General features: G+C 58.0%; 19 protein-coding genes. 10 read left to right on the top strand and 9 right to left on the bottom strand.

Features of this window, described 5'->3' with window-relative positions; genetic code table 11:
- Window positions 1–133 precede the first annotated feature (133 nt).
- Complete coding sequence (locus tag ACYU7Z_RS15370; protein ID WP_460572043.1) at window positions 134–1,135, bottom strand: AAA family ATPase; 1,002 nt, start codon at window positions 1,133–1,135, stop codon at window positions 134–136.
- 90 nt (window positions 1,136–1,225) lie between these two features.
- Between ACYU7Z_RS15370 and ACYU7Z_RS15365 the strand changes: the two genes are divergently transcribed.
- Window positions 1,226–1,738 (top strand): hypothetical protein, encoded by a 513-nt coding sequence (locus tag ACYU7Z_RS15365; RefSeq protein WP_460572041.1) that lies wholly within the window; start codon window positions 1,226–1,228, stop codon window positions 1,736–1,738.
- Window positions 1,738–2,547: a hypothetical protein gene (locus ACYU7Z_RS15360; protein ID WP_460572039.1), complete on the top strand. Its 810-nt coding sequence runs from the start codon at window positions 1,738–1,740 to the stop codon at window positions 2,545–2,547. Before ACYU7Z_RS15365 ends, ACYU7Z_RS15360 begins: the two co-directional genes overlap by 1 nt.
- Before the next feature lie 190 nt (window positions 2,548–2,737).
- Here ACYU7Z_RS15360 and ACYU7Z_RS15355 read toward each other — a convergent pair whose 3' ends face one another.
- Entirely contained in the window at window positions 2,738–4,438 is a 1,701-nt protein-coding gene (locus ACYU7Z_RS15355) for an NAD(+) synthetase (RefSeq protein WP_460572037.1), read from the bottom strand.
- Between the two features lie 183 nt (window positions 4,439–4,621).
- Between ACYU7Z_RS15355 and gldB the strand changes: the two genes are divergently transcribed.
- The gene (gldB, locus tag ACYU7Z_RS15350; protein ID WP_460572036.1) at window positions 4,622–5,632 is read left to right on the top strand and encodes a gliding motility lipoprotein GldB; all 1,011 of its coding nucleotides are present in this window, start codon (window positions 4,622–4,624) and stop codon (window positions 5,630–5,632) included.
- A gap of 344 nt (window positions 5,633–5,976) precedes the next feature.
- Here the strand turns inward: gldB and apaG are convergent, their stop codons facing one another.
- A complete protein-coding gene (apaG, locus tag ACYU7Z_RS15345) occupies window positions 5,977–6,363 on the bottom strand; it encodes a Co2+/Mg2+ efflux protein ApaG (protein ID WP_131449253.1) in 387 nt (128 codons plus the stop codon).
- 214 nt (window positions 6,364–6,577) lie between these two features.
- Between apaG and ACYU7Z_RS15340 the strand changes: the two genes are divergently transcribed.
- Window positions 6,578–8,029, top strand: coding sequence for an NADP-dependent isocitrate dehydrogenase (locus ACYU7Z_RS15340; protein ID WP_460572034.1), 1,452 nt, complete (start codon window positions 6,578–6,580; stop codon window positions 8,027–8,029).
- A 121-nt stretch (window positions 8,030–8,150) separates the two neighbouring features.
- Here ACYU7Z_RS15340 and ACYU7Z_RS15335 read toward each other — a convergent pair whose 3' ends face one another.
- The 4 genes from ACYU7Z_RS15335 to ACYU7Z_RS15320 form a co-directional block, all read right to left on the bottom strand.
- Complete coding sequence (locus ACYU7Z_RS15335) at window positions 8,151–8,369, bottom strand: hypothetical protein (protein WP_460572032.1); 219 nt, start codon at window positions 8,367–8,369, stop codon at window positions 8,151–8,153.
- On the bottom strand, window positions 8,366–8,710 hold the full coding sequence (locus ACYU7Z_RS15330; protein ID WP_460572030.1) for a translation initiation factor: 345 nt from the start codon (window positions 8,708–8,710) through the stop codon (window positions 8,366–8,368). Before ACYU7Z_RS15330 ends, ACYU7Z_RS15335 begins: the two co-directional genes overlap by 4 nt.
- Before the next feature lie 126 nt (window positions 8,711–8,836).
- Window positions 8,837–9,700 (bottom strand): nicotinate-nucleotide diphosphorylase, encoded by an 864-nt coding sequence (nadC, locus tag ACYU7Z_RS15325; protein WP_460572028.1) that lies wholly within the window; start codon window positions 9,698–9,700, stop codon window positions 8,837–8,839.
- Window positions 9,701–10,432: 732 nt separating this feature from the next.
- Window positions 10,433–10,810, bottom strand: a complete 378-nt coding sequence (locus ACYU7Z_RS15320) for a DUF4783 domain-containing protein (RefSeq protein ID WP_460572026.1) — start codon at window positions 10,808–10,810, stop codon at window positions 10,433–10,435.
- 125 nt (window positions 10,811–10,935) lie between these two features.
- Here ACYU7Z_RS15320 and gpmI point away from each other — a divergent pair, with 125 nt between their 5' ends.
- The 6 genes from gpmI (at window position 10,936) to uvrC (ending at window position 17,655) form a co-directional block, all read left to right on the top strand.
- Window positions 10,936–12,471, top strand: a complete 1,536-nt coding sequence (gpmI, locus tag ACYU7Z_RS15315; protein ID WP_460572024.1) for a 2,3-bisphosphoglycerate-independent phosphoglycerate mutase — start codon at window positions 10,936–10,938, stop codon at window positions 12,469–12,471.
- A 20-nt stretch (window positions 12,472–12,491) separates the two neighbouring features.
- Window positions 12,492–12,965 (top strand): heme-binding domain-containing protein, encoded by a 474-nt coding sequence (locus tag ACYU7Z_RS15310; protein ID WP_460572022.1) that lies wholly within the window; start codon window positions 12,492–12,494, stop codon window positions 12,963–12,965.
- A gap of 255 nt (window positions 12,966–13,220) precedes the next feature.
- Window positions 13,221–13,766 carry an RNA polymerase sigma factor gene (locus tag ACYU7Z_RS15305; protein WP_460572020.1) on the top strand — a complete coding sequence of 182 codons (546 nt, stop codon included), beginning with the start codon at window positions 13,221–13,223 and terminating at the stop codon, window positions 13,764–13,766.
- 95 nt (window positions 13,767–13,861) lie between these two features.
- A complete protein-coding gene (locus ACYU7Z_RS15300) occupies window positions 13,862–15,154 on the top strand; it encodes a hypothetical protein (RefSeq protein WP_460572018.1) in 1,293 nt (430 codons plus the stop codon).
- 73 nt (window positions 15,155–15,227) lie between these two features.
- A complete protein-coding gene (locus tag ACYU7Z_RS15295; RefSeq protein WP_460572016.1) occupies window positions 15,228–15,794 on the top strand; it encodes a hypothetical protein in 567 nt (188 codons plus the stop codon).
- A gap of 19 nt (window positions 15,795–15,813) precedes the next feature.
- Window positions 15,814–17,655, top strand: a complete 1,842-nt coding sequence (gene uvrC / locus ACYU7Z_RS15290) for an excinuclease ABC subunit UvrC (RefSeq protein ID WP_460572014.1) — start codon at window positions 15,814–15,816, stop codon at window positions 17,653–17,655.
- 331 nt (window positions 17,656–17,986) lie between these two features.
- On the opposite strand, the gene porN is transcribed toward uvrC, so the two are convergent.
- Entirely contained in the window at window positions 17,987–19,027 is a 1,041-nt protein-coding gene (gene porN, locus ACYU7Z_RS15285) for a type IX secretion system ring subunit PorN/GldN (RefSeq protein ID WP_460572012.1), read from the bottom strand.
- Window positions 19,028–19,036: 9 nt separating this feature from the next.
- Complete coding sequence (porM, locus tag ACYU7Z_RS15280; RefSeq protein WP_460572010.1) at window positions 19,037–20,584, bottom strand: type IX secretion system motor protein PorM/GldM; 1,548 nt, start codon at window positions 20,582–20,584, stop codon at window positions 19,037–19,039.
- Between the last annotated feature and the right edge of the window lie 26 nt (window positions 20,585–20,610).

The raw sequence follows: 20,610 nt of genomic DNA, 5'->3' as shown, positions 1-20,610 counted from the left end.
AGCGATTGATTAGTCTATTGGTAAAAAGTCCTTTCTGAATTATTTGCCTGCCTGTGTCAGCAATTCAACCGGCACACTGCAGAAGCATTACTGAAACCTGAAGCCAACTACAAACCCCAAACTACAAACTTTCCTAAGGCAGCGGAACCGCCTTAAGGATCTGTTCGATAACCATCTCCGGAGTGATGCTTTCCGCCTCTGCTTCGTAAGTGATGCCGATGCGGTGGCGCAGCACGTCGTTGCAGATGGAGCGCACGTCTTCGGGGATCACGTAGCCGCGGTGGTTGAGGAACGCATGGGCCTTGGCGGCGATCGCGAGGTTGATGGAGCCGCGCGGCGAGGAGCCGTACGAGATAAGGCCATCCAGGTTCTTGAGTCCCATGCCGCCGGGGTCGCGGGTGGCGAAGACGATGTCGAGGATGTACTGCTCCACTTTTTCGTCGAGGTATACCTGGCGCACCAGCTTGCGGGCGTCGAGCACTTCCTGCATGGCCACCACGGGCTCCACTTTGGGCGGTGCGGCGCCGGCCACCTGTTGGCGGATAATAAGCTGCTCTTCCTCGCGCGTGGGATAGCCCACCACCACTTTCATGATAAAGCGGTCGACCTGCGCCTCGGGGAGCGGGTAGGTTCCCTCCTGCTCGAGCGGGTTCTGGGTGGCCAGTACCAGGAAAGGCTCTTCCAGCTTATACGTATGGTCGCCGATCGTTACCTGCCGCTCCTGCATCGCCTCGAGCAGCGCGCTCTGGACCTTGGCCGGTGCGCGGTTGATCTCGTCGGCGAGGATCAGGTTGGCGAAGATCGGCCCCTTGCGCACCACGAAGTCGGCGCGCTGCTGGTTGTAGATCATCGTACCGATAACGTCGGCAGGAAGCAGGTCGGGGGTGAACTGGATGCGGCTGAACTGCGCGTGGATGGCCTGCGCCAGCGATTTGATGGTGAGGGTCTTTGCCAGCCCGGGCACGCCTTCGAGCAGCACGTGGCCGTTGCTGAGCATCCCGATGAGGAGACGGTCCAGCATATAGGGTTGCCCGATGATCACTTTACCCACCTCCTTGCGGAGGATGTCGACAAAGCGGGCGGAATAGGCAATGCGCTCATTGAGCTGCCTGATCTCTTCGGAGGATTGTACCATGGTGCCAAATTACGAAGCGGTACTCAGCAAATGACGGGCCGTTATCGCTGAGCCGTGCAGTGCCGGCCGGAACGACTATCTTTACCCGACATGAACCGCTCACTCAAAAAGACCGCAGCCGCCCTGCTGGCCTGCATCCTGGCCTTTGCGGCCTGCCAAAAGAAAAACGACGGCGACAGCCTCAGTTACGAGCAGCAGGAACGCCGCGCCTGGCTCACCGATACCACCTGGTCGTTCGACTGGGCCGCCCTCGACCTCAACGGCGACGGCAGCGCCGACCAGTACATCCAGCCCGGAACCCTGGCCGATTGCGTCTGGGACAACAGCTACACCTTCCTGCCCAACGGCAGCGGGATCACTAACGACAGCGCCTACCGCTGCGACACCACCCGACCCGTGCTGGCGCCCTTCAGCTGGAACCTGTCCGACAACGACCAATACCTCAACGTAAACGGTACTTCGATCCTCGGGATCGGCGGCCACCTGCGCCTGTACTACATCGGGCCGCACAACCTCACCGTGGGCCGCGATACCCTCGTGCCCGATCCGCTCGTGAACCAGCCCATCACCGCCACGCTCCTGGTAAGCCTTAAACACCGATAATGAAAAAGATCACAGCGCTTACCGCCCTCCTCGTATTGCTGTTCCTGGCCTGGAGCTGCCAGAAGGAGATCAGCCTCGAAGGCGGCGGACTACCGGCCACGGGCAACCGCCAATGCATCAATTGCCCCTACCTGCCTTTTTGCGATTCGTCCGTCTTCACCTACCTCGTGGATGGCACCGACACGGCCACCGGACCCGTGTATGTACTGGGCGATACGACGGTAGACGGGCAGGCCTTTTCTCAGGTAAGCGCCATCCCGGGCTTTGGCCAGGGACTCCTGTATAGCTGCGCCAACGGCGACTACCGCCTGGCGATGCCGCTGGCCGGCATGGGTATCGACCCCGACTCGATCCGCGCCCTCATCGCGCCGCTGCTCGATTCGCTGCTGCCCGTTCCCGCCGATCCGTCCTCGCTCTATATCCCGGCTACTTTTTACGCCACCGTGCTCAAAGCCAACAACGCGCAGGGCAGCACCTGGCTCGATACGCTTACGGCCATCACGATCCCGTTCAACGCAGGCCCCGTGACCCTCAACGTCCGGCTTTACGCAGCGATTGAATATACCTACCTGGAGAAAAACAGCAACCACAGCGTGCTTGGCCACCTTTACCCCAACACGCAGCACGTACAGGGCAAGCCCACGATCGGCGTTGCTTCGCAGTTCCCCGTGCCCATCCCGCTCCCGCTGCCGGCAATCAATGGCCAGATCGATTTTTACCTGGCGAAAGACGTAGGTGTTGTGGAAATGAAAGCCACCGACTCCACGGGCGTGCGCAACTCGGCGCAGCTGATAAGCTACAGACTTTAGGAAGCGCTCGCCTTGAAACGTCATTGCGAGCGCAGCGAAGCAATCTCTTGGAGCATACGCTGCGGCCCGATCGAGCCGCGGAGCCAGCCCGGAAGAGATTGCTTCGTCCGCTCCGCTCCCTCGCAATGACGGGCATAGGTGTACTGCGCAACCCTTCTTCCGACTTCCGACTTCCCACTTCCAGACTTTCTCACCCGAGGTACTTCGCCACGATCGGCAAGCGCCGGCCCACACCGAATGCTTTTGCCGACACGCGGATGATGGGGCAGAACTGGTTGCGCTTGTATTCGTTCATGTTCACAAGACGCAGCACGCGGTTCACCAGGGCCTCGTCGAAGCCCTGGGCGATGATGTCGCGCGGGCCCTGACGCAGCTCGATGTACTGGTACAGGATCCGGTCGAGAACCTCGTAATCGGGGAGCGAGTCGGAGTCCTTCTGGCCCGGCCGCAATTCGGCGCTGGGCGCTTTTTCAAGAATATTGTTGGGGATGATCTCGCGGTCGCGGTTGATGAAGCGCGCGAGGGCATATACCTGCATCTTGTACAGGTCGCCCAGTACAGACAGGCCACCGGCCATATCGCCGTAGAGCGTGCCGTAGCCCGTGGCGAGCTCGCTTTTGTTGGACGTATTGAGCAGGATGTAGCCGAATTTATTGGCGAGCCCCATGAGGATGTTGCCGCGGGCGCGGCTTTGCAGGTTTTCCTCCGCTACATTGAAGGGCAGGTCGCCAAACAGCGGCTTGAGCGCGCCCAGCAGGGCCTCGTACACGGGCGCAATGGGCACGATGTCGTGCCGGTTGCCCAGGGTCTTGCTCAGTGCAACGGCATCCGTTACCGAATGATCCGAAGAGAACTCCGAGGGCAGCAGGAGCACATGCACCGCATCCTTACCCAAAGCTTCCACCGCCAGGGCCTGCACTACGGCGCTGTCGATGCCGCCCGAGGCACCGAGCGTGGCCTTGCTGAAGCCCATCTTGCCGAAGTAGTCGCGGATGCCGAGGATCAGCGCATCGTGGATCTCGCTGATATTCTTGTCGTCGCTGAGGTAGTGCAGCGTATCGGTATCGCGTCCCACCTCGGTGGCCGAATAGTAGTACTTGTGGGCCACGGAAGGCACCTCGGCTACTTTCGTCAGCTCGTCGAGGTCGAAGAGGGCTTCGTCTTCCCGGAAATAAGCCATCTCCTTTACCAGCAGGCCGTTGCGGTCATAGACAAGCGAGCCGCCGTCGAACACGATCTCGGTTTGCGAACCCACCGTGTTGCAATACAGCATCGGGATGCCGTACTTGACAGTATGCGCTTCCACGATGGAGCGGCGCACGGTATCCTGGGCGTAGTTATACGGGGAGGCCGAAAGATTGATCATCACCTCGGGACCTTCCTTGATCAGGTGCTCCATCGGCGTTTCGCGGTACGTCGGGTTGTCGCCAAGGTTCCAGATATCCTCGCAGATCGTCACGGCGAGCTTGCGGCCCTTGAAGTCGACGCAGCTCCAGGAGAAGGCCGGCTCGAAGTAGCGGTTCTCGTCGAACACGTCGTAGGTAGGCAGCAGCGTCTTGTGGATCTCGGCCTTCACTTTGCCTTCATGCAGGAGAAAAGCCGCGTTGAACAGGTCCTTGCCCTCGCGCTGCGGGTTGCGGGCGGGCGCACCCACGAGCACACCGAGGTCGCCGGCATAGGTCGCCACGTCCTGGAGCGACTCGTAGCACTGGCGCACGAAATCGCCGAACTCGAGGAAGTCGCGCGGGGGGTAGCCACAGATACACAGCTCCGAAAAAACGGCCAGGTCGGCGCCGGCCGCGCGGGCACTGTCGATACCCTTCTTGATCCGCGCCACGTTGGCGGCGAAGTTGCCGATATGGTAATTCTGCTGCGCGAGGAAGATCTTCATACGAGAATGCGTGTATTCGTTCATTAGTTTGCCGGCCAGTAGGTACCGACCTTTCAAAACCTGTCAAAACCTGTCAAAACTCTCCGAAACCTTTCAAAACTCTCCGAAACCCTTTCAAAACCTTAAGAACCCGGAGAACCTTGAGAACCTTGGCTAAATTGCCGCAAAGTTCCGGAAAAGACAATGAAGCCACTTCCCTTCCTCGCTGCAATTTTGATGCTCCTCGCCGCCTGTGGTCACGACAGCCGTCACCCCAACATCTCGAAGATCAAGGTGCACCTCGAAACCGAGCGCTTCGAGCGCGACTTCTTCCGGATCGACAGCAACAACATCCCATCCGGCCTCGCGGCGCTGCGCAACGCGCACCCGGCCTTCTACGGCGATTTCCTCGGACGCATCGTCGGCATCAACCCGGCAGATTCCGCCGGCCAGAAGGTAGTGCGCCTCATGCTTCACGACTACAAGCCCATCTACGACAGCATCGAGCGCAAGTACCCCTCGCTCGACGATGTGCGCGAAGACCTGGAGAAAGGCTACCGCTATGTCAAATATTATTACCCCGATTATGCCGTCCCTGGCCGCATGATCACGTATATCGGCCCGCTCGACGCCGAGTGGACCGCCATCAGCACCGACTATGTAGCCATCGGACTCCACGCCTTTGCCGGCAAGAATTTCTCGGTGTATGCCGCACCCGACGTGCAGCAGATGTACCCGCTCTACGTCAGCCGCCGCTTCGACCGCGAGTACATTGTGCCGGTGGCGATGAAGAACGTGGTGAACGAGCTCTATCCCGACATGAGTACCGGGCGCCCCCTGCTGGAGCAGCTGGTGGAAAAGGGCAAGCAGCTCTTCCTCCTCGACCACCTGCTCCCCGACGCGCCCGACAGCGTAAAGACGGGCTACACGGCCGCGCAGCTGAAGTTCATCGCGAGCAACGAAGGCAATATCTGGGGCGAGCTGCTCAAGAATGAAAATCTCTACAGCATCGACCCGTCGACGATCCAGACCTATATCGGCGAGGCGCCCTTCACGCAGGGGCTTCCCGAAGAGGTGCCCGGCAACATCGGGCCCTGGATCGGCTGGCGGATGCTCCGCGCCTACGCCGACCGCAACAGCAAAAAGACGCTCCAGGAGATCCTCGCCACGCCGGCCCGGACGATTTACGAGGAAAGCCGGTATAAGCCGAAATAACAGCCTGCTTAAGCTCCGGGACGTGAATCGGGAATCGGGAATCGTGAATCGTGAATCGTGAATGGCTGACGCCCGAAGCCAAAGAACGGATGCCTTTGGCATCCGTTCTTCCTTACCGCGCCTGGCGGATTGACGATTGACGATTCACGATTCACGATACTAAAAAAGGAAAGCCCCCGCCTGCGACGGGGGCTCTTCGTGAATCGTGAGCCGTGAACCTGGGCTACGGGCCCTGGTGCACGATTCACGTTTCACGCTCCTGTGGTATCCAAAGGAATAATATTGTTTTGTGTCATCCCGGTCGCCGCATAGCGGTCCCACGGCGCTCGCAGGGATGAGCCTGGTTAGTTGTATTTGAACGGGGTGATCATCTCGAAAGCCGGGATATTCACTTCGAACAGCTGCTTCGTATGGAGGTTTTCCATCAGGTACGTGCCGTGCATGCGGCCCATCTCGGTGTGCAGGTTGCAACCACTCACATACTGGTACTCATCGTGTGCGTTGATAACGGGCTGCATTCCTACGACGCCCTCGCCCTCTACTTCACGGTATTCACCGTCGGAATCAAAGATGTACCAGTGGCGGCTCAGCAGCTTCACCGGGAAGGAATTGTTGTTCTCAATCGTGATCCGGTATGCGAACATAAACTCCGACTGGAGCGGGTTGCTGTAGTCTTGTTGGTAGAACGTCTCCACGCTTATCTTGACCCCCTCTGATATTTTGGATACCATACTACAAGTTTAGAGTAAACTATTCAAACCCGGTACCAAGAATTAAGTGCAAAGCCCTTCGTACAATAGATTCCCCACTCCTAATTTTGCGGGCACATTAATTACCCAACCAACGGGGCCCCGCGGGGGCCGGCGGAGGGAATGCAGCACGGCCCGGGCTTTTCAGCACAGCCGTGGATTGCCCCTTTCGCATTCAAAACCAAAATATTAGACAATGAAAATCGCTGTAGCCAAAGGAGATGGGATCGGACCGGAAATCATGGACGCGGTATTGAGCATCTTTACCGCCAATAAGATCGACCTGGAGTATGAATTTGTGGAAATGGGTAAATGGGTCTTCGATAAAGGCTACTCCAACGGGATGACACCCGAAGCGCAGGCTACGATCGAGCGTTACGGCATCCTCTTCAAAGGCCCCATGGAAACGCCGAAGGGCAAAGGCGTCAAGAGCGTGAATGTCACGGCCCGCAAGACCTGGAACACCTACGCCAACAAGCGCACCTTCCAGACGCTCCACGGCGTGGACACGGTTTTCTCCAAGGCCGGCATTCCCATCGACCTTACCATCGTGCGCGAGAACATCGAAGACACCTACGGCGGTATCGAGCATATGCTCACCCACGACGTAGCCCTCTCCCGCCGCTTTATCACCCGCCCCGGCTCCATGCAGGTGATCCGCTACGCCTTTGATATGGCGCAGAAGAAAGGAGCGCGCCGCATCACCTGCGGCCACAAGGCCAACATCATGAAGCTCACCGATGGTCTTTTCCTGGATTGCTTTAATGAGGTTGCCAAAGAATACCCCGACCTAAAAGCCGACGACAAGATCGTCGACGACCTCGCCATGCAACTCGTGGTGCGCCCCGACCAGTTTGACGTGATTGTGATGACCAACCTCCAGGGCGACATCATCTCCGACCTCTGCGCGGGTCTTGTGGGCGGCCTTGGCTTCGCTCCTTCCGCCAACATCGGCGACCATATCTCCATCTTCGAGGCCGTACACGGCACCGCGCCGGATATCGCCGGGAAGAACGTAGCCAACCCCACGGCCCTGCTGCTGTCGGGCCTGGCGATGCTCCGCCACCTCGGCTACCGCGAGAATGCCGCCGTGATCGAGAACGCGCTTCTTTATACACTCGAGCAGGGTATCCGCACCGGCGACTTCGGCGATCGCAGCAAGCCCGCCGTCAACACCACCGAGTTTGCACAGGCCATTATCGACAACTTCGGCCGCGTACCCGAGCAGGGAATGAAGCCGAGCCTCCCCAACGTGCCCGAAACCGCTGCCGTATGTCGCCTCGAGCACAACACCATGATGGTGAGCCGCGAGGTAAGCGAGGAAAAGATCGTGGGCGCCGACGTATTTATCGAAAGCTCCGAAAACCACAACGAGGTGGCCCGCAAGTGCCTCCTCCATACCGGCGACCTCTTCAAGCTCGTCACCATCTCCAACCGCGGCACGCAGGTGTGGCCCAAAGGATCGGTCTACACCAACCTCGTAAACCAGTACACGGCACGCTTCGAAAGCGTCGGCGAGGAAGCCGTTACGCAGACCGACATCCTCGAGCTCCTGAAGCGCCTTACGGCCGACTTCAAGATCTGCTCGACCGAGCTGCTGAATGTATGGGATGGGAAAAAGGCATACAGCCTCGCGCAAGGGCAGTAAGTCCTGCAGCCACTGAATAAACAATAATGTCTATTGAATAATGTTTACCGGGGCGCCAGCCCCGCATTATTCAATAGACATTTTTCATTAGCTATTATTCAATGCGCGGCGCCCGCCGCGCTCAGTCCATCTGCCACATCAGCCAGAACCAAAGGCGGTACAGCAGCACGAGGGCAATAAAGCACAAGGCGATCATGTATACAGAATTGCGCTGCCGGCGCTGGTCGTCGTGGCGGAAGCCGCCGACCATCTGGCGCAGCGAAAGGGCGAGCTGCAGCAGCACAAAGCCCGCGGCGGCGATAAAGAGAAGCGTTACCAGCATCTGAAGAAGCTCACTCATGCGCCGCCTGCTTTCTTGGTTCCGGAATAGCCGTTCTTGAGAAGCCAGCCAATCACCTTCTCGCGCTGGTCGCCCTGCACGAGCACTTCGCCATCCTTCACCGAGCCGCCGGTGCCGCAAAAGCCTTTGAGCTTCTTGCCGAGCTCCTCGAGGTCGGCGGGTTGCCCCACGAAGCCGAAGACAACGGTTGTCGGCTTGCCGCCCCGCTTTTCGAGCAGCACGCGCAGCTTCTGGCGGGCCGGGGGCAGCGTTTCCGCGGCGCCCGTCTCGTCGGGTGCATATTGAAAGTTGGGATCGGTGCTGTACACGAACCCGTTCTTATCGGATTTCTTTTTGCTCACCTTCGTACGTTTTACGTTCTGCGTGTTACGTTTTACGTTTTGTGTATTACGTGTTACGTTCAGGGTCCTGTGCTTCAGTTCAGGTTGAACGTTGCAAACCCAAACGTAAAACATAAAATCTAAAACTTACTTCACGACTGCCTTCAGGCTCAGGTCGAGGCTCCGGGCCTGGTGAATAAGCCCGCCAACGGAGACATAATCGACGCCGGTGGCAGCATAAGCCTTGATCGTGTCTTTGTTGATACCGCCCGACGCTTCCGTTTCAAAGGCGCCGGCAATCAGGGCAACGGCTTCCTGCACCTGCGCCGGACTGAAGTTATCCAGCATCACGCGGAACACCTTGCCTTGGCCGATCTCCAGCACCGTGCGTACGTCGTCGAGCGAGCGGGTTTCCACCTCGATCTTCTGGTCGGGGCGGTACCGCTGCACATAGTCGTGCGCACGCTCGATCGCGGGCTGCAGCCCACCGGCATAGTCGATGTGGTTGTCCTTAAGCATGATCATATCGAACAGCCCGAAGCGGTGGTTGACGCCACCGCCGATCCGGACGGCTTCTTTCTCCAGGAGGCGAAAGTTGGGTGTCGTCTTGCGCGTATCGAGCAGCTTCGTCTTAAAGCCTTCGAGCAATACCGTATAACTACGGGTGAGGGTGGCGATCCCGCTCATGCGCTGCATGATGTTGAGCACGAGCCGCTCGCACTGAAGGATTACGTGTACCGGCGCTTCCACCTCGAAGGCGGTTTCGCCCGCGCGCATGGCCTCGCCGTCGCGCTTATGCTCCCGGAATACGGTCTGCGGGTACTGGCGCCGGAATACGGTTTCGGCCACGGCTACGCCTGCCAGCACGCCGTCTTCCTTGATCTTGAGCACGGCTGTCCCGCGCGCGTCGGCGGGAATGCAGCAAAGCGTGGAATGGTCGCCGTCGCCAACGTCTTCCCGCAGGGCACTGGCAATGAGTTCATCAAGTCGGTTGTCGAAGTCGGGGATCATGCCGCTAAGGTAACGCCAGGTTGGCCGCAAGCGGCGGGGAGAGAAAGAACGCAGATTTTTTATGATTTATAAGATTAGCGCAGATTTTCTTTCGCGTGCGTAAGCAAATCATAACCAATCATAATAATCTGCGCATCCGCCAGCTGGCGGATCTGCGTTCTTTCGCTCCTCGCCGCAGGCACAAAAAAGCACCCTATCACTGCGGGGCAGGCTGCGATCGCGCAAGCGCGATGGGCAGGTTTTCAGGATGATCCAGATCAGCATGGATTTTTTGCGGAAGGCTTCGTAAGCCTTACAAACCGTTCTGCATTTTTCACAATAGGGTTTGTACACCGTACAAAGCGGATGTTCAAATCCGCGATCGGGTTTGTACACGTTACAAAGTGGATGTTCAAATCTGCGTTCAAGTTTGTAAAGCGCACAAAGTCGCTTGTCAAATCCGCGACCGGGTTTGTAAGCCGTACAAAGTGGGTTCCCGTTTTGAAAACCCGCTTTGCAATCGTTACAAGGGAAAAGCGGCATACAGGACCGAATGAGCGCTTGTCGTAAGTGGAATGCGGACCGTTTCCGCCTCCCTTTCCGGGAGGGTCCAAGTGCTGGGGGCAACGAAAAAGGCCCCTTCCGGGGCCCTGGTGGATGATGGTCTGTCTTTTCAATCAGGTCTACTCCCCTTCCCTTTTACCGCCGGCCGTAGCCTTTGGCGAAGGACGGGGGAACGGGTAGGGGGATGGGTCATTGCTGGAAGCGGATCTCCCGGACCAGCTGGCGGCCATTGCGGCTCGACAGGTATACGGTGGTGCGGTAGGTGCCGCCGCGTGTCAGAAGCGTGCCGATGCAGAACTGGTTGCCGCCGTTGTCGCCTTTGTGCTTCAGCTCAAAGCTTTTGACACCGTTGGAGGCGAAAAAATCCTGGAGCACCATGGTCGCCTGGGCGCGGCTGTAGCGGTCGGATTTATCGGGCAGCGAGATCTCCACGTTGTCGTCGATGTAGCGGGCCAGCTCGCTGGCATTGCCGCTGCGCAGGGCGCCGATGACATCGTCCAGGCCGCTGAGGGCGCGGAACGAAAGCAGCGCCACAAGAGCGAACGAGAAAAGTAATAGTTTCTTCATAGTGGATTGTTTTCAACCGCCACTTGGCTAAAATGGTGCCAGTTGCAGCGGCAGGGCTTTACGGCACTAAAATAAACAAAAGGTTTACGATTCGGTAGCTTTGCGTCCAACGAAACAAATTTCAAATGCCGCAACATAAAGTCATTCTCCTGATCATGGACGGCTGGGGCCTCGGACGCGTCGAAAAAGCCGATGCGATCCGCGCCGCCAACACGCCCTTTGTCGATGCGCTGTACCAGCAATACCCTCATACCACGCTTACCACCTGCGGCGAGGACGTAGGGCTTCCCGAGGGCCAGATGGGCAACTCCGAAGTGGGTCACCTGAACCTGGGCGCCGGCCGCATCGTGTACCAGGAGCTCCAGCGGATCAACGTGGCCGTCCGCGACGGCGAGCTGGCGCGGAACCCCGAGCTGCTCGCGCTTATCGACTATGCGAAGCAGCACGGCAAGCCCCTGCACCTGCTTGGCCTCGTCAGCGACGGCGGGGTACACTCCCACAGCCGCCACCTGATGGCCCTGCTCGACATCTGCAAGGAGCACGGCCTCAGCGAGGTTTACATCCACGCCTTTACCGATGGCCGCGACACCGACCCCAAAGGCGGCTACAACTATATCCGCCAGATCGAGGAGCACCTCCCCGGCTCGACCGGCCGTATTGCTACGGTCAGCGGCCGCTACTACGCGATGGACCGCGACAACCGCTGGGAACGTGTTCAAAAGGCCTGGGATGCGCTGGTGCAGGGCCGCGGCGAAACGGCCCCCTCGGCGCTGGAAGCGATCCGGGCTTCCTACGATAAAGGCGTTACCGACGAATTCATCCTGCCCACCGTTATCACCGAAAACGGCGCCCCCGTGGCCCGCATCCAGGAAGGCGACGCCGTTCTTTGCTTCAACTTCCGCACGGACCGTTGCCGCGAGATCAGCCGCGCGCTGACGCAGACCGAGTTCCCGACCTACGGCATGCACCCGCTGAAGCTGTACTATGCAACGATGACCGAATACGACGCGACCTTCCAGGACGTGCACGTGCTCTTTCACAACGACAACCTCAACAACACGATCGGCGAAGTGATCAGCAAGGCCGGTCTCCGGCAGATCCGCCTGGCCGAAACGGAGAAATACCCGCACGTAACGTTCTTCTTCAGCGGCGGGCGCGAGCAGCCTTTCGAAGGAGAGCAACGCATCATGGTGCCTTCGCCCAAGGTGGCCACCTATGACCTGCAGCCCGAAATGAGCGCCATCCCCCTCACCGACGCCATCGTGGCGGAGCTGCAGGGCGAAGGTCCCGATTTCGTGTGCCTCAATTACGCCAATGCCGATATGGTGGGCCATACGGGCGTATGGGATGCGGTGATCAAAGCCGTCGAAACGGTCGACCAGTGCGTGGCCCGGGTTGTAACTACGGCCCTGGCGCATGGTTATACCGTGTTCCTGACTGCCGATCACGGGAACTCTGATTATATGATCAACGAGGACGGCACGCCCAACACCGCGCACACCACCAACCCGGTACCCCTCTTCATCATTGACAAGAATTGGCGTGGCAGCATCCACCCCGGGAAGCTCGGCGATATTGCCCCTACTATTCTTAAAATGATGGGGCTCCCGATCCCGGCAGAGATGACCGGCACGATTTTGATCGAACCGGAAGTATTGTGATCGTTCAAAAGTTTTGATGTATGGTTAAGCGCATATTGCTCATCGTTGTCATTCTGCTGGTGCTCATCCAGCTCATCCGTCCTGAAAGAAACATCCATCCCGGCCGCCAGGCGGCGGCTATCGGCGAGCACTACCCGGTGCCCGCGGGCGTACAGTCCATCCTGGCAAAAGCCTGTAACGACTGCCATTCCAACAACACCCGGTACCCCTGGTACGCCAACATACAGCCGGTGGGCTGGTGGCTGCAGCACCACGTGAACGAGGGCAAGGGAAAGCTCAACTTCGACGAGTTTGCCGGCTATACCCGCCGCCGCCAGAGCCGCAAGATGGAAGAGTCGGCCGAGCTGATTGAAAAAGGCGCGATGCCGCTCGACTCCTATACCTGGATTCACAAGGATGCCGTGCTCTCCACCGAGGAGCGTGCTGCCCTTATTGCCTGGGCCCACGATATCCATCGCCAGGCTGCCGACAGCACGAAGGCGGATACGGATTAAGCCTTCGACTGCGCTCAGGCTGACAGGGGTGAGCGGTGGGCAGTGAGCGCAAAGCTCCCCTTTAAACGAACGGATGCCATTGGGCATCCGTTCGTTGTTTCTGCGCTTCCCGCTGCCCGATTGCCGGTTCCCGCTCACCCGCTCACCGCTCACGATTTTTTTCCCCGCCATGCAGCATTTCCCAGCGGCAATTGTCTAACTTACAGGCACACCACACGGAAGCTTATGACAGAGGAAGCCCTCTTACAAGGATGTTTGCAAAACAACGCTTCGGCGCAGAAGGAACTGTACCTCCGGTTCAGCTCCAAGATGCTCGGCGTCTGTTACCGCTACGCCCACAACCGGGAGGATGCCGAGGATATGCTGCAGGAAGGATTCATCAAGGTCTTTTCGCAGATCCGAAGCTTTGAAAACCGCGGCTCGCTCGAAGGCTGGATCCGCCGCATCATGGTGCACACCTGCATCAACATCCTGAAGAAAAACAAGAAATTCAACGAGAGCGTGGACCTGATCCACGCCAATACGCTGCAGGTCCGGGAAGACGCGATCCCGTCCATCATGCAGGCTAAAGAAGTGGTCGAATGCATCCGCCTGCTGCCCCTGGGCTACCGGACGGTGCTCAACCTCTTCGCCCTTGAAGGCTTCTCCCACCGCGAGATCGCCGATATGCTCGACATCGAAGAAAGCACCAGCCGCAGCCAGTACACACGGGCCAAGGCGATGCTCGAAGATATTTTGAAAAAGAAAAACATCCTGCTGCCCCGCTCCCCCGAGTGGATGTCGGTGGCAGCCAGGCGTTAACCAAAAAGCTTGCTTTAGCAGACACGACCATGAGGCGATTTTATACAGATGATTCGTTGGAGGACTTTCTGAAACAGAATGCAGATCGGTTTCAGATGCGCCCGTCCGATAAGGTGTGGAAAGGAATTTCCGACCGCCTGAAGCGCCGCAACCGCCGGATCGGCTGGTTCACCGGTTTCTTCATGGTGGCGGCATCGCTTTCCGGTTACCTGCTCAGCGGGCGCTCCGGCGATAGCCCCGCTCCTGGCCGCATAGCCCAGGCGGGTTCCGCCAACGCTTCGATAGCCGGCACTACCCGGCAGGATCGTCCCGGCTACGGTATCGCCTCCGGCAGTGCCGACGCGGGTACCGCGGGCTCCGCTCCTGTCCGCTCGCTGTTTGCGACAAACGAGCTTCCTCAATCTAATTTCGAACTGACTGCAAGCATCGCAACGCATAACCGCCGCCGCCACGCCGGCACCCGGGGTGCCGCTTCGAGCAAAACTCTGTCTGACGCCGCACCCGGCACAGACGATTTAGCCAGCCTGGAATCGGCCGGGGCCGATGAGCTCGGTCGCCTCTATACCGACGCATCCCTCGCCGAGCCCTATGCGCTGAAGCTGGCCAATGCCGCCCCCGCGAATCCTGCTGCGAAGGTCAGCCTACCCAAAGCTGCCGACAGCCGCCTGAGCGTCCAGGTCTTCTTTACGCCGACGCTCAGCTACCGCTCGCTGACCGAGAACAAGGATTTCGTCGACAACGTTCCGCCCACGAATGCCGATCCCAATACCCTCGCACTGTATAATGTAAACGATGCCGTGAGCCACAAGCCAAGCCTCGGCCTGGAAGTGGGCGTTACGGCCAAGTACGCCTTCGCCCGCAACCTGAAGGTCCAGGGTGGTGTGCAGTTCAATGTAAGCCGCTACGTGGTACAGGCCTTCGACAATTTCGCACCGCAAACGGCCACGATGGCCTATAACGGCGGCGGCTCAACGCAGCGCAGCACCCCGTACAGCAACCTCGACGGCGGTGGCCGGAAGGAGAACCTGCAGAACATGTACTTCCAGGTATCCGCACCTGTTGGTGTGGAGCTCCGGATCGCCGGCAACGAACGCACGCAGTTCGGGCTGACCAGCACTATTCAGCCGACCTATATCCTCAGCGACCGTGTGTACCTCCTTTCCACCGACTACAAGAGCTACGCGGAAGTGCCCTGGCTCGTTCGCCGCTTCAACGTCAACACTGCCCTCTCGACCTACGTAGGCTATTCCACCGGGAAGCTTGCCTGGCAGATCGGCCCCCAGGTACGCTACCAGCTGATGTCGAGCTTCGTCAGCAAGTACCCTGTCAAGGAAAACCTGTTCGATGTCGGTCTCCGCATCGGCGTATCGCTTAACGGCAAGCACTAGGAAATCCGCCTGCTTACCGCATTTGATCCCGGCTTATGGCCGGGATCTTTTGTTGATCCCTAATTTTGAAGCTATGAAGTACCTGCTGCCCGGATTGCTGTCGCTGCTGTTCCTGTCGTGCAAAGACAAGAAAGACCCCGCGGCCGATACGCAGTCCTTCCCGGCGCTTTCCTTTATCCGCAGCCAGGTACGCGACGTCGACACGAGCCTGTACCATATCCGCAAAATCAGCGAGGAGCCCGGCCACAGCGACACAACGGTGATCAGCCGCGAGGAGTTCCGGAAAGAGGCAGCCCCCTTTCTCAACATGCCCGACATCAGCTCCGACGAGCTGCGTGACGACTATACGGAGAATAAGTACTTCGATGAAACCCTGAACAAGGTGGTGCTTTTCTATACGGCGAAAAATGCAGAAGCGCCCCTGCAGCGCCAGCAGGTATATATCGATCCCGATGAGGGCGGCGGCCTGGTAAAGACCATCATCATCGACATCTACGAAAACAAGAATGGCTTCAGCGCCCACCGAAACCTGATCTGGAGCTCCAACAGCCATTTCCAGATCTCCGAGAATTACCCCGGCCCCGGCGGCACCGAGCGCATCCGGCGCACCAAGGTGTTCTGGAACGATTTTCCCAGCTAACCCTCACGAGCGGAACAAAATGACCCAGGAAGAATTCCAGAAGATAGCCTCTACCCTCCCACAGGAACCGGGCATCTATAAATATTACGACGTCAATGGCAACCTGCTCTACGTGGGAAAGGCCAAACATATCCGCAAGCGGGTGGCTTCCTATTTCAGCAAGAGCGACCATAGCTACAAAACCCACGAGCTCGTGCGCCGCATCCGCCGCATCGAGTTCACCATCGTCGGCACCGAGCAGGACGCATTCCTCCTGGAGAACTCGCTCATCAAGCAGTTCCAGCCGCTCTTCAATATCAACCTCAAAGACGACAAGACCTATCCTTGGATCGTGATCAAGAACGAGCCCTTCCCGCGGGTGTTCCTAACGCGCCAGCGTATCGAAGATGGCTCGCAGTATTTCGGTCCGTACACCTCGGTGGGAAAGGTGCGCGACCTGCTCAACTTCATCAAGCAAACCATTCCGCTCCGCACCTGCCCGCTCAACCTGACGCCGCGCAATATCGAAAAGGGAAAGTTCAAGGTGTGCCTCGAGTTTCACCTGGGCAACTGCAAAGGCCCCTGCGAGGCGCGGCAATCGCTCGAAGACTACGACGAAAACATCGCCCAGGTAAAGAACCTGCTCAAGGGCCAGTTATCACCGGTATTCCAGCATTTCAAAAAAGAGATGAAAGCCCACGCCGAAGCGCTCGAGTTCGAGAAGGCGGAGGCCGTGCACCGCAAGATTCGCTTCCTGGAGCAATACCAGTCGCGCTCCATCGTGGTCAATAACCAGGTCGACGGGCTCGATGTGTTCTCGATCCAGAAGGAAGGCGACATAGCGTACGTCAATTACCTGATGCTCGAAAACGGCGCCATCGTGCAAACAAAAACGCTTCGTGTGGAAGCCCAGCTCGACGAAGGCGTCGAGGAGATCCTTTCCTTTTCGATCGGGCAGCTCCGCTCTACTTTCAACAGCACGGCCCATGAGATCGTCATTCCGTTCCCGATCGAGTACGACGAGCCCGGCGTGCAGGTAACGATCCCGAAAGCAGGAGAAAAGAAAAAGCTGCTGGAGCTTTCGGAAAAGAACGTGCAGTATTTCGTGAACGAGCAGCGCAACAAGGAGCGGCTGAATACGGGTACCAAATCGACGAAGTATCCCGTGCTGCTCCAGATCAAGGAAGACCTCAACCTGTCGGAAGTGCCGGTACATATCGAGTGCTTCGATAACTCCCACTTTCACGGCTCCTTCCCGGTGTCGGCCATGGTCTGCTTCCGCAACGGCGAGCCAAGCCGCAAAGACTACCGGATCTTCAACCTCAAGACCACCGAGGGAAAGAACAATGATTTCGCTTCGATGAAAGAAGGCGTGTACCGCCGCTACCGGCGCCTGCTGAATGAAGGGGAGGACCTGCCGCAGCTCGTGATCATCGACGGCGGCAAGGGGCAGCTGGGTGCCGCGCATGAAGCCATCGAGGAACTCGGACTGCAGGGCCGCATGACCCTCGTTGGCCTCGCCAAGAACGAAGAGGAACTCTTCTTCGTGGGCGATAAGGAATCGCTGAAGCTGCCCTACAACGGGGAAAGCTTGCTGCTGATCCGCCGCATCCGCGACGAGGTACACAACCATGGCGTTTCGAGCCACCGCAACAAGCGCAGCAAAGGCACCTTTAAGAACGAATTGGAAGATATCAAGGGCATCGGCACACAAACCGCGCAAACCCTGCTGAAAACGTTCCGCAGCGTGGCGGGCGTGCGGCGCCAGTCGCTCGAAGACCTCTCGAAAGTGATCGGGGTGGGGAAGGCGAAGATCGTGCGGGCGTACTTCAACCGCGATGATGAGACAGACGAATCCGTCCCGGCTTCGTCGGAACAATGAACAAGGAACAAGGAATTGAGAGTTACGCATAAGGCAGCAACAGTAAAGGGCGAATGTTGATTCGCCCTTTACTATTTCGGTCTTCATTTCAGCACTCCTTGTTCCTTGTTCTTCTGTTCGCTACTCTTTCCCCGTAGGGACAAAAGAAAAGGGCTGGATGGAAATCCGGCCCCGTTTAAAATCCAATATCCTATGAAAAACCGAGGTAAAAGTACTGTACTTTCTTTGATAAACACCCGAAAATGCCCGGAAATATTTTGAGTTTTTTTCATGTCGCTCCAAAGAAAAAGTCCCTCGTTTCCGGGGGACTTTTTCTAAGAGGAAAGATCTGTTAGTACGACCAGAGGTCCTGCTCGTAGTTGAAGATGCGGTCTTTGATGTTGTCGCCTTCCAGCAGCGCCAGGATCGGGTCCTTGATCATCGCTTTGATACCCTTGTTACCCGGGTTGTCGAGCGTGGACTTGATGATGTAGGAGCTGAACATGCGGGCTTCGAAGAGTTCTTCCCAGGTCATGCGGCTAGCACCCATGTTCTTGGGGTTATACACTTCGTACTTGGCCAGCGTGCCGCGGAGGTCGGGGTAGTAAACCCAGAACATAACCGAGGAGCCACGCTCTGTACCGTTGGCATTGAAGAGGGTCTTCAGCGGCGCGATACCGAGGATACGCACAAACATGCGGCTCGCTTCGCGGTCGAATACCCACTCTTCCTTGATACGCAGCTTCGTTACCGACTTGGCATCGAAGGAAGCGCTCGTTACCGTGTACTTCACAATCTTGCTCGGGTCGTTGATATCAACAACGGGTGTTGTATCGCGCGAGCCCTGGGTGAGACCCTGGATCTCCGTGGAGGTCATGGGCGTCGTAAAGCGCTCATCGGAGAAGGCCGTCACCGAGCCGTTGTTGACGGCGCGCATCAGGATGTTGATGAACATCTGGCTGCCGTTATCGTCTTCAGCGGAGTATTGGAAGGATTTGTTGATCTTCTCGCGGAGATCGATCTCACGCCATACCTTTTCGGCAAAGAGGGCGTCGTCCCAGCGCAGGTGCTCGTAATTAAGCGGCGTGCGGTCATTCAGCGCCGACTTGTCGTAGGCGTTGTCGTTGCGCAGCGATTTACGAACCGTGGTGTCGTTGGAACCGGTCGAATCCACTTCGATCGGAATGTTGCCATAGGGGTTGTAGCCGGAGGGGGCCTTTGTTTGGTTCACCGACTCCTGCGTACCCGCACCGGCACCAGTGGTACCGGCACCCGCACCGGCTGCGTTACCACCGGCAGGGCGGCGACGCGGGGCGCGCTGGGCATCGGCCTGGCTGAAGGCCAGGGTCAGAAGCAGGGCGAAGAAACTACCCTTGAGGACAAGGTTTTTCATATTCAATGGTTATTTGATATAGTAAACGAGCGAAGGCAGTTTGCGCGATACACCGTCCGGGCCCTGGGCGCGGATGGCATCGATGGTCACCGTGCGGCCGGCTGTGAGGCCTTTGAGGGCAGCCTGCGCCTTGGGGCTCCAGGTGTTGCCGGTGCAGGGAGCTTCAACGATATCGCCGTCTTCCGTATCCATGGTGAGCGTAAAGGACGTAACCGTGTACTTCAGCTCGAAGGGGAAGTCTTTGATATAGGCACCAACACCAGCCTGGGCGCGGAACGTACCGGCATTGATGTTGTCACCCGAAGCGTAGCCACCTACGGTAGCCGTCGGCGTGGGGATCGTACGAACACGGAACTCAGATACGCCGGCAACTTTACCGTCAACCATTACCTGGATCTTGGCGTTGTCGGTCACCGAGCTGACACGGACGACGTACTTACCGGGAGCAACACGGTTGATCGAACCACCGCCACCGATGATCGAGGCTTGAACCTTGTCGTCACCACCACCCGAAGCGGCGATAGTTACGGGGTTGTCAACACCGATGTACAGTACGTTCATCTTATCGAGGGCGATCGAGGCGTTGGCCTGGCCCACCGTGTATTCTACATTCTTCGTAACGGTCTGCATTTTACCGTCCTGGTCCTGGAAGCGGATCACTACAGGCACGCTGTGCTTGCCGAGACCACCACCGGGAACTTTGAGTACAGCCTGGCCGTCGGCACCGATGGGAGCACCCTGTCCGTTGATCGAGATCTGCGGAGCAGCGGCGCGCGAGAAGGCACCTACGCCTGCATTGATTTCGATTTCCTGGCCGGGCATCACGTAGTTGGTGTTCTGGCCTACGATAGCGGCGAAGGTGTCGTAACGAACGGTTACTTTACCTACCTGCTCGTGGCAGAAGGCAACCACCTTGTTCTCAGAGGTCTTTACGTCGTTCTGGAATTTGCTGAGGATCGTGATGGCAGCCACGGTGGGCACCATGTGGAAATAAGCGGATTCCAGGGTCTTGTTCGACTTGTCCTGCGTTACCGGCATGTTGAGGTCGATCTGCAGGCTGTTTTCGAATTCCTTGGCAATCAGCGGGTCGATGGCCAGGAGTTGCTGGCGGTACTGCTTCAGGCGCTCGAAGAGCTTCTTGCCGTCGCCTTCTTCCACCATGATGCGGGTAGCGATGTCGAGGTTGTCGGCGCGGAACGAAGAGTCCGGCTTGCCGTCCTTCATGCGGGTCGGGTCGAAATCGGCCGCTTTCAGGATCTTGTTGCGGAGCTCCCCGATGTAGTTGTACATATCCTTCGACAGGGCTTGAGCCTGCTGGGCTTTGGGAAGCCAGATCTCGGCTTTGGCCTTCGACGAGGGATCGGACAGCTTGTCCTGGAGCGAGGAAATGATCGAGACAGTCGACGCGTCTACTGTCTGGTTGGTCTTCCGCAGACTGTTGTCTACGGTTCGGAAGGCGTTCAGAATCTCAGCCGAGACGTTCAGTGCCAGCAGGGCTGTCAGCACCAGGTACATCAGGTTGATCATCTTTTGCCGTGGCTCTTTAGGTAGTGCCATATCGGGTCAAAAATTTAAAGGTCGGG

It is taken from the genome of Flaviaestuariibacter terrae, assembly GCF_054777635.1.
This window is presented reverse-complemented; position numbering and strand designations above follow the sequence as displayed.

Excerpts from the sequence above, each read along its gene's own strand:
- ACYU7Z_RS15355 (WP_460572037.1), bottom strand. The coding sequence starts at position 4,438 with ATGAAGATCTTCCTCGCGCAGCAGAATTACCATATCGGCAACTTCGCC.
- nadC (WP_460572028.1), bottom strand. The coding sequence starts at position 9,700 with ATGATCCCCGACTTCGACAACCGACTTGATGAACTCATTGCCAGTGCC.
- uvrC (WP_460572014.1), top strand. The coding sequence starts at position 15,814 with ATGACCCAGGAAGAATTCCAGAAGATAGCCTCTACCCTCCCACAGGAA.
- ACYU7Z_RS15360 (WP_460572039.1), top strand. The coding sequence starts at position 1,738 with ATGAAAAAGATCACAGCGCTTACCGCCCTCCTCGTATTGCTGTTCCTG.
- ACYU7Z_RS15320 (WP_460572026.1), bottom strand. The coding sequence starts at position 10,810 with ATGAAGAAACTATTACTTTTCTCGTTCGCTCTTGTGGCGCTGCTTTCG.
- apaG (WP_131449253.1), bottom strand. The coding sequence starts at position 6,363 with ATGGTATCCAAAATATCAGAGGGGGTCAAGATAAGCGTGGAGACGTTC.
- ACYU7Z_RS15370 (WP_460572043.1), bottom strand. The coding sequence starts at position 1,135 with ATGGTACAATCCTCCGAAGAGATCAGGCAGCTCAATGAGCGCATTGCC.
- ACYU7Z_RS15335 (WP_460572032.1), bottom strand. The coding sequence starts at position 8,369 with ATGAGTGAGCTTCTTCAGATGCTGGTAACGCTTCTCTTTATCGCCGCC.
- ACYU7Z_RS15295 (WP_460572016.1), top strand. The coding sequence starts at position 15,228 with ATGAAGTACCTGCTGCCCGGATTGCTGTCGCTGCTGTTCCTGTCGTGC.
- ACYU7Z_RS15365 (WP_460572041.1), top strand. The coding sequence starts at position 1,226 with ATGAACCGCTCACTCAAAAAGACCGCAGCCGCCCTGCTGGCCTGCATC.
- porN (WP_460572012.1), bottom strand. The coding sequence starts at position 19,027 with ATGAAAAACCTTGTCCTCAAGGGTAGTTTCTTCGCCCTGCTTCTGACC.
- ACYU7Z_RS15340 (WP_460572034.1), top strand. The coding sequence starts at position 6,578 with ATGAAAATCGCTGTAGCCAAAGGAGATGGGATCGGACCGGAAATCATG.
- ACYU7Z_RS15310 (WP_460572022.1), top strand. The coding sequence starts at position 12,492 with ATGGTTAAGCGCATATTGCTCATCGTTGTCATTCTGCTGGTGCTCATC.
- porM (WP_460572010.1), bottom strand. The coding sequence starts at position 20,584 with ATGGCACTACCTAAAGAGCCACGGCAAAAGATGATCAACCTGATGTAC.
- gpmI (WP_460572024.1), top strand. The coding sequence starts at position 10,936 with ATGCCGCAACATAAAGTCATTCTCCTGATCATGGACGGCTGGGGCCTC.
- ACYU7Z_RS15300 (WP_460572018.1), top strand. The coding sequence starts at position 13,862 with ATGCGCCCGTCCGATAAGGTGTGGAAAGGAATTTCCGACCGCCTGAAG.
- gldB (WP_460572036.1), top strand. The coding sequence starts at position 4,622 with ATGAAGCCACTTCCCTTCCTCGCTGCAATTTTGATGCTCCTCGCCGCC.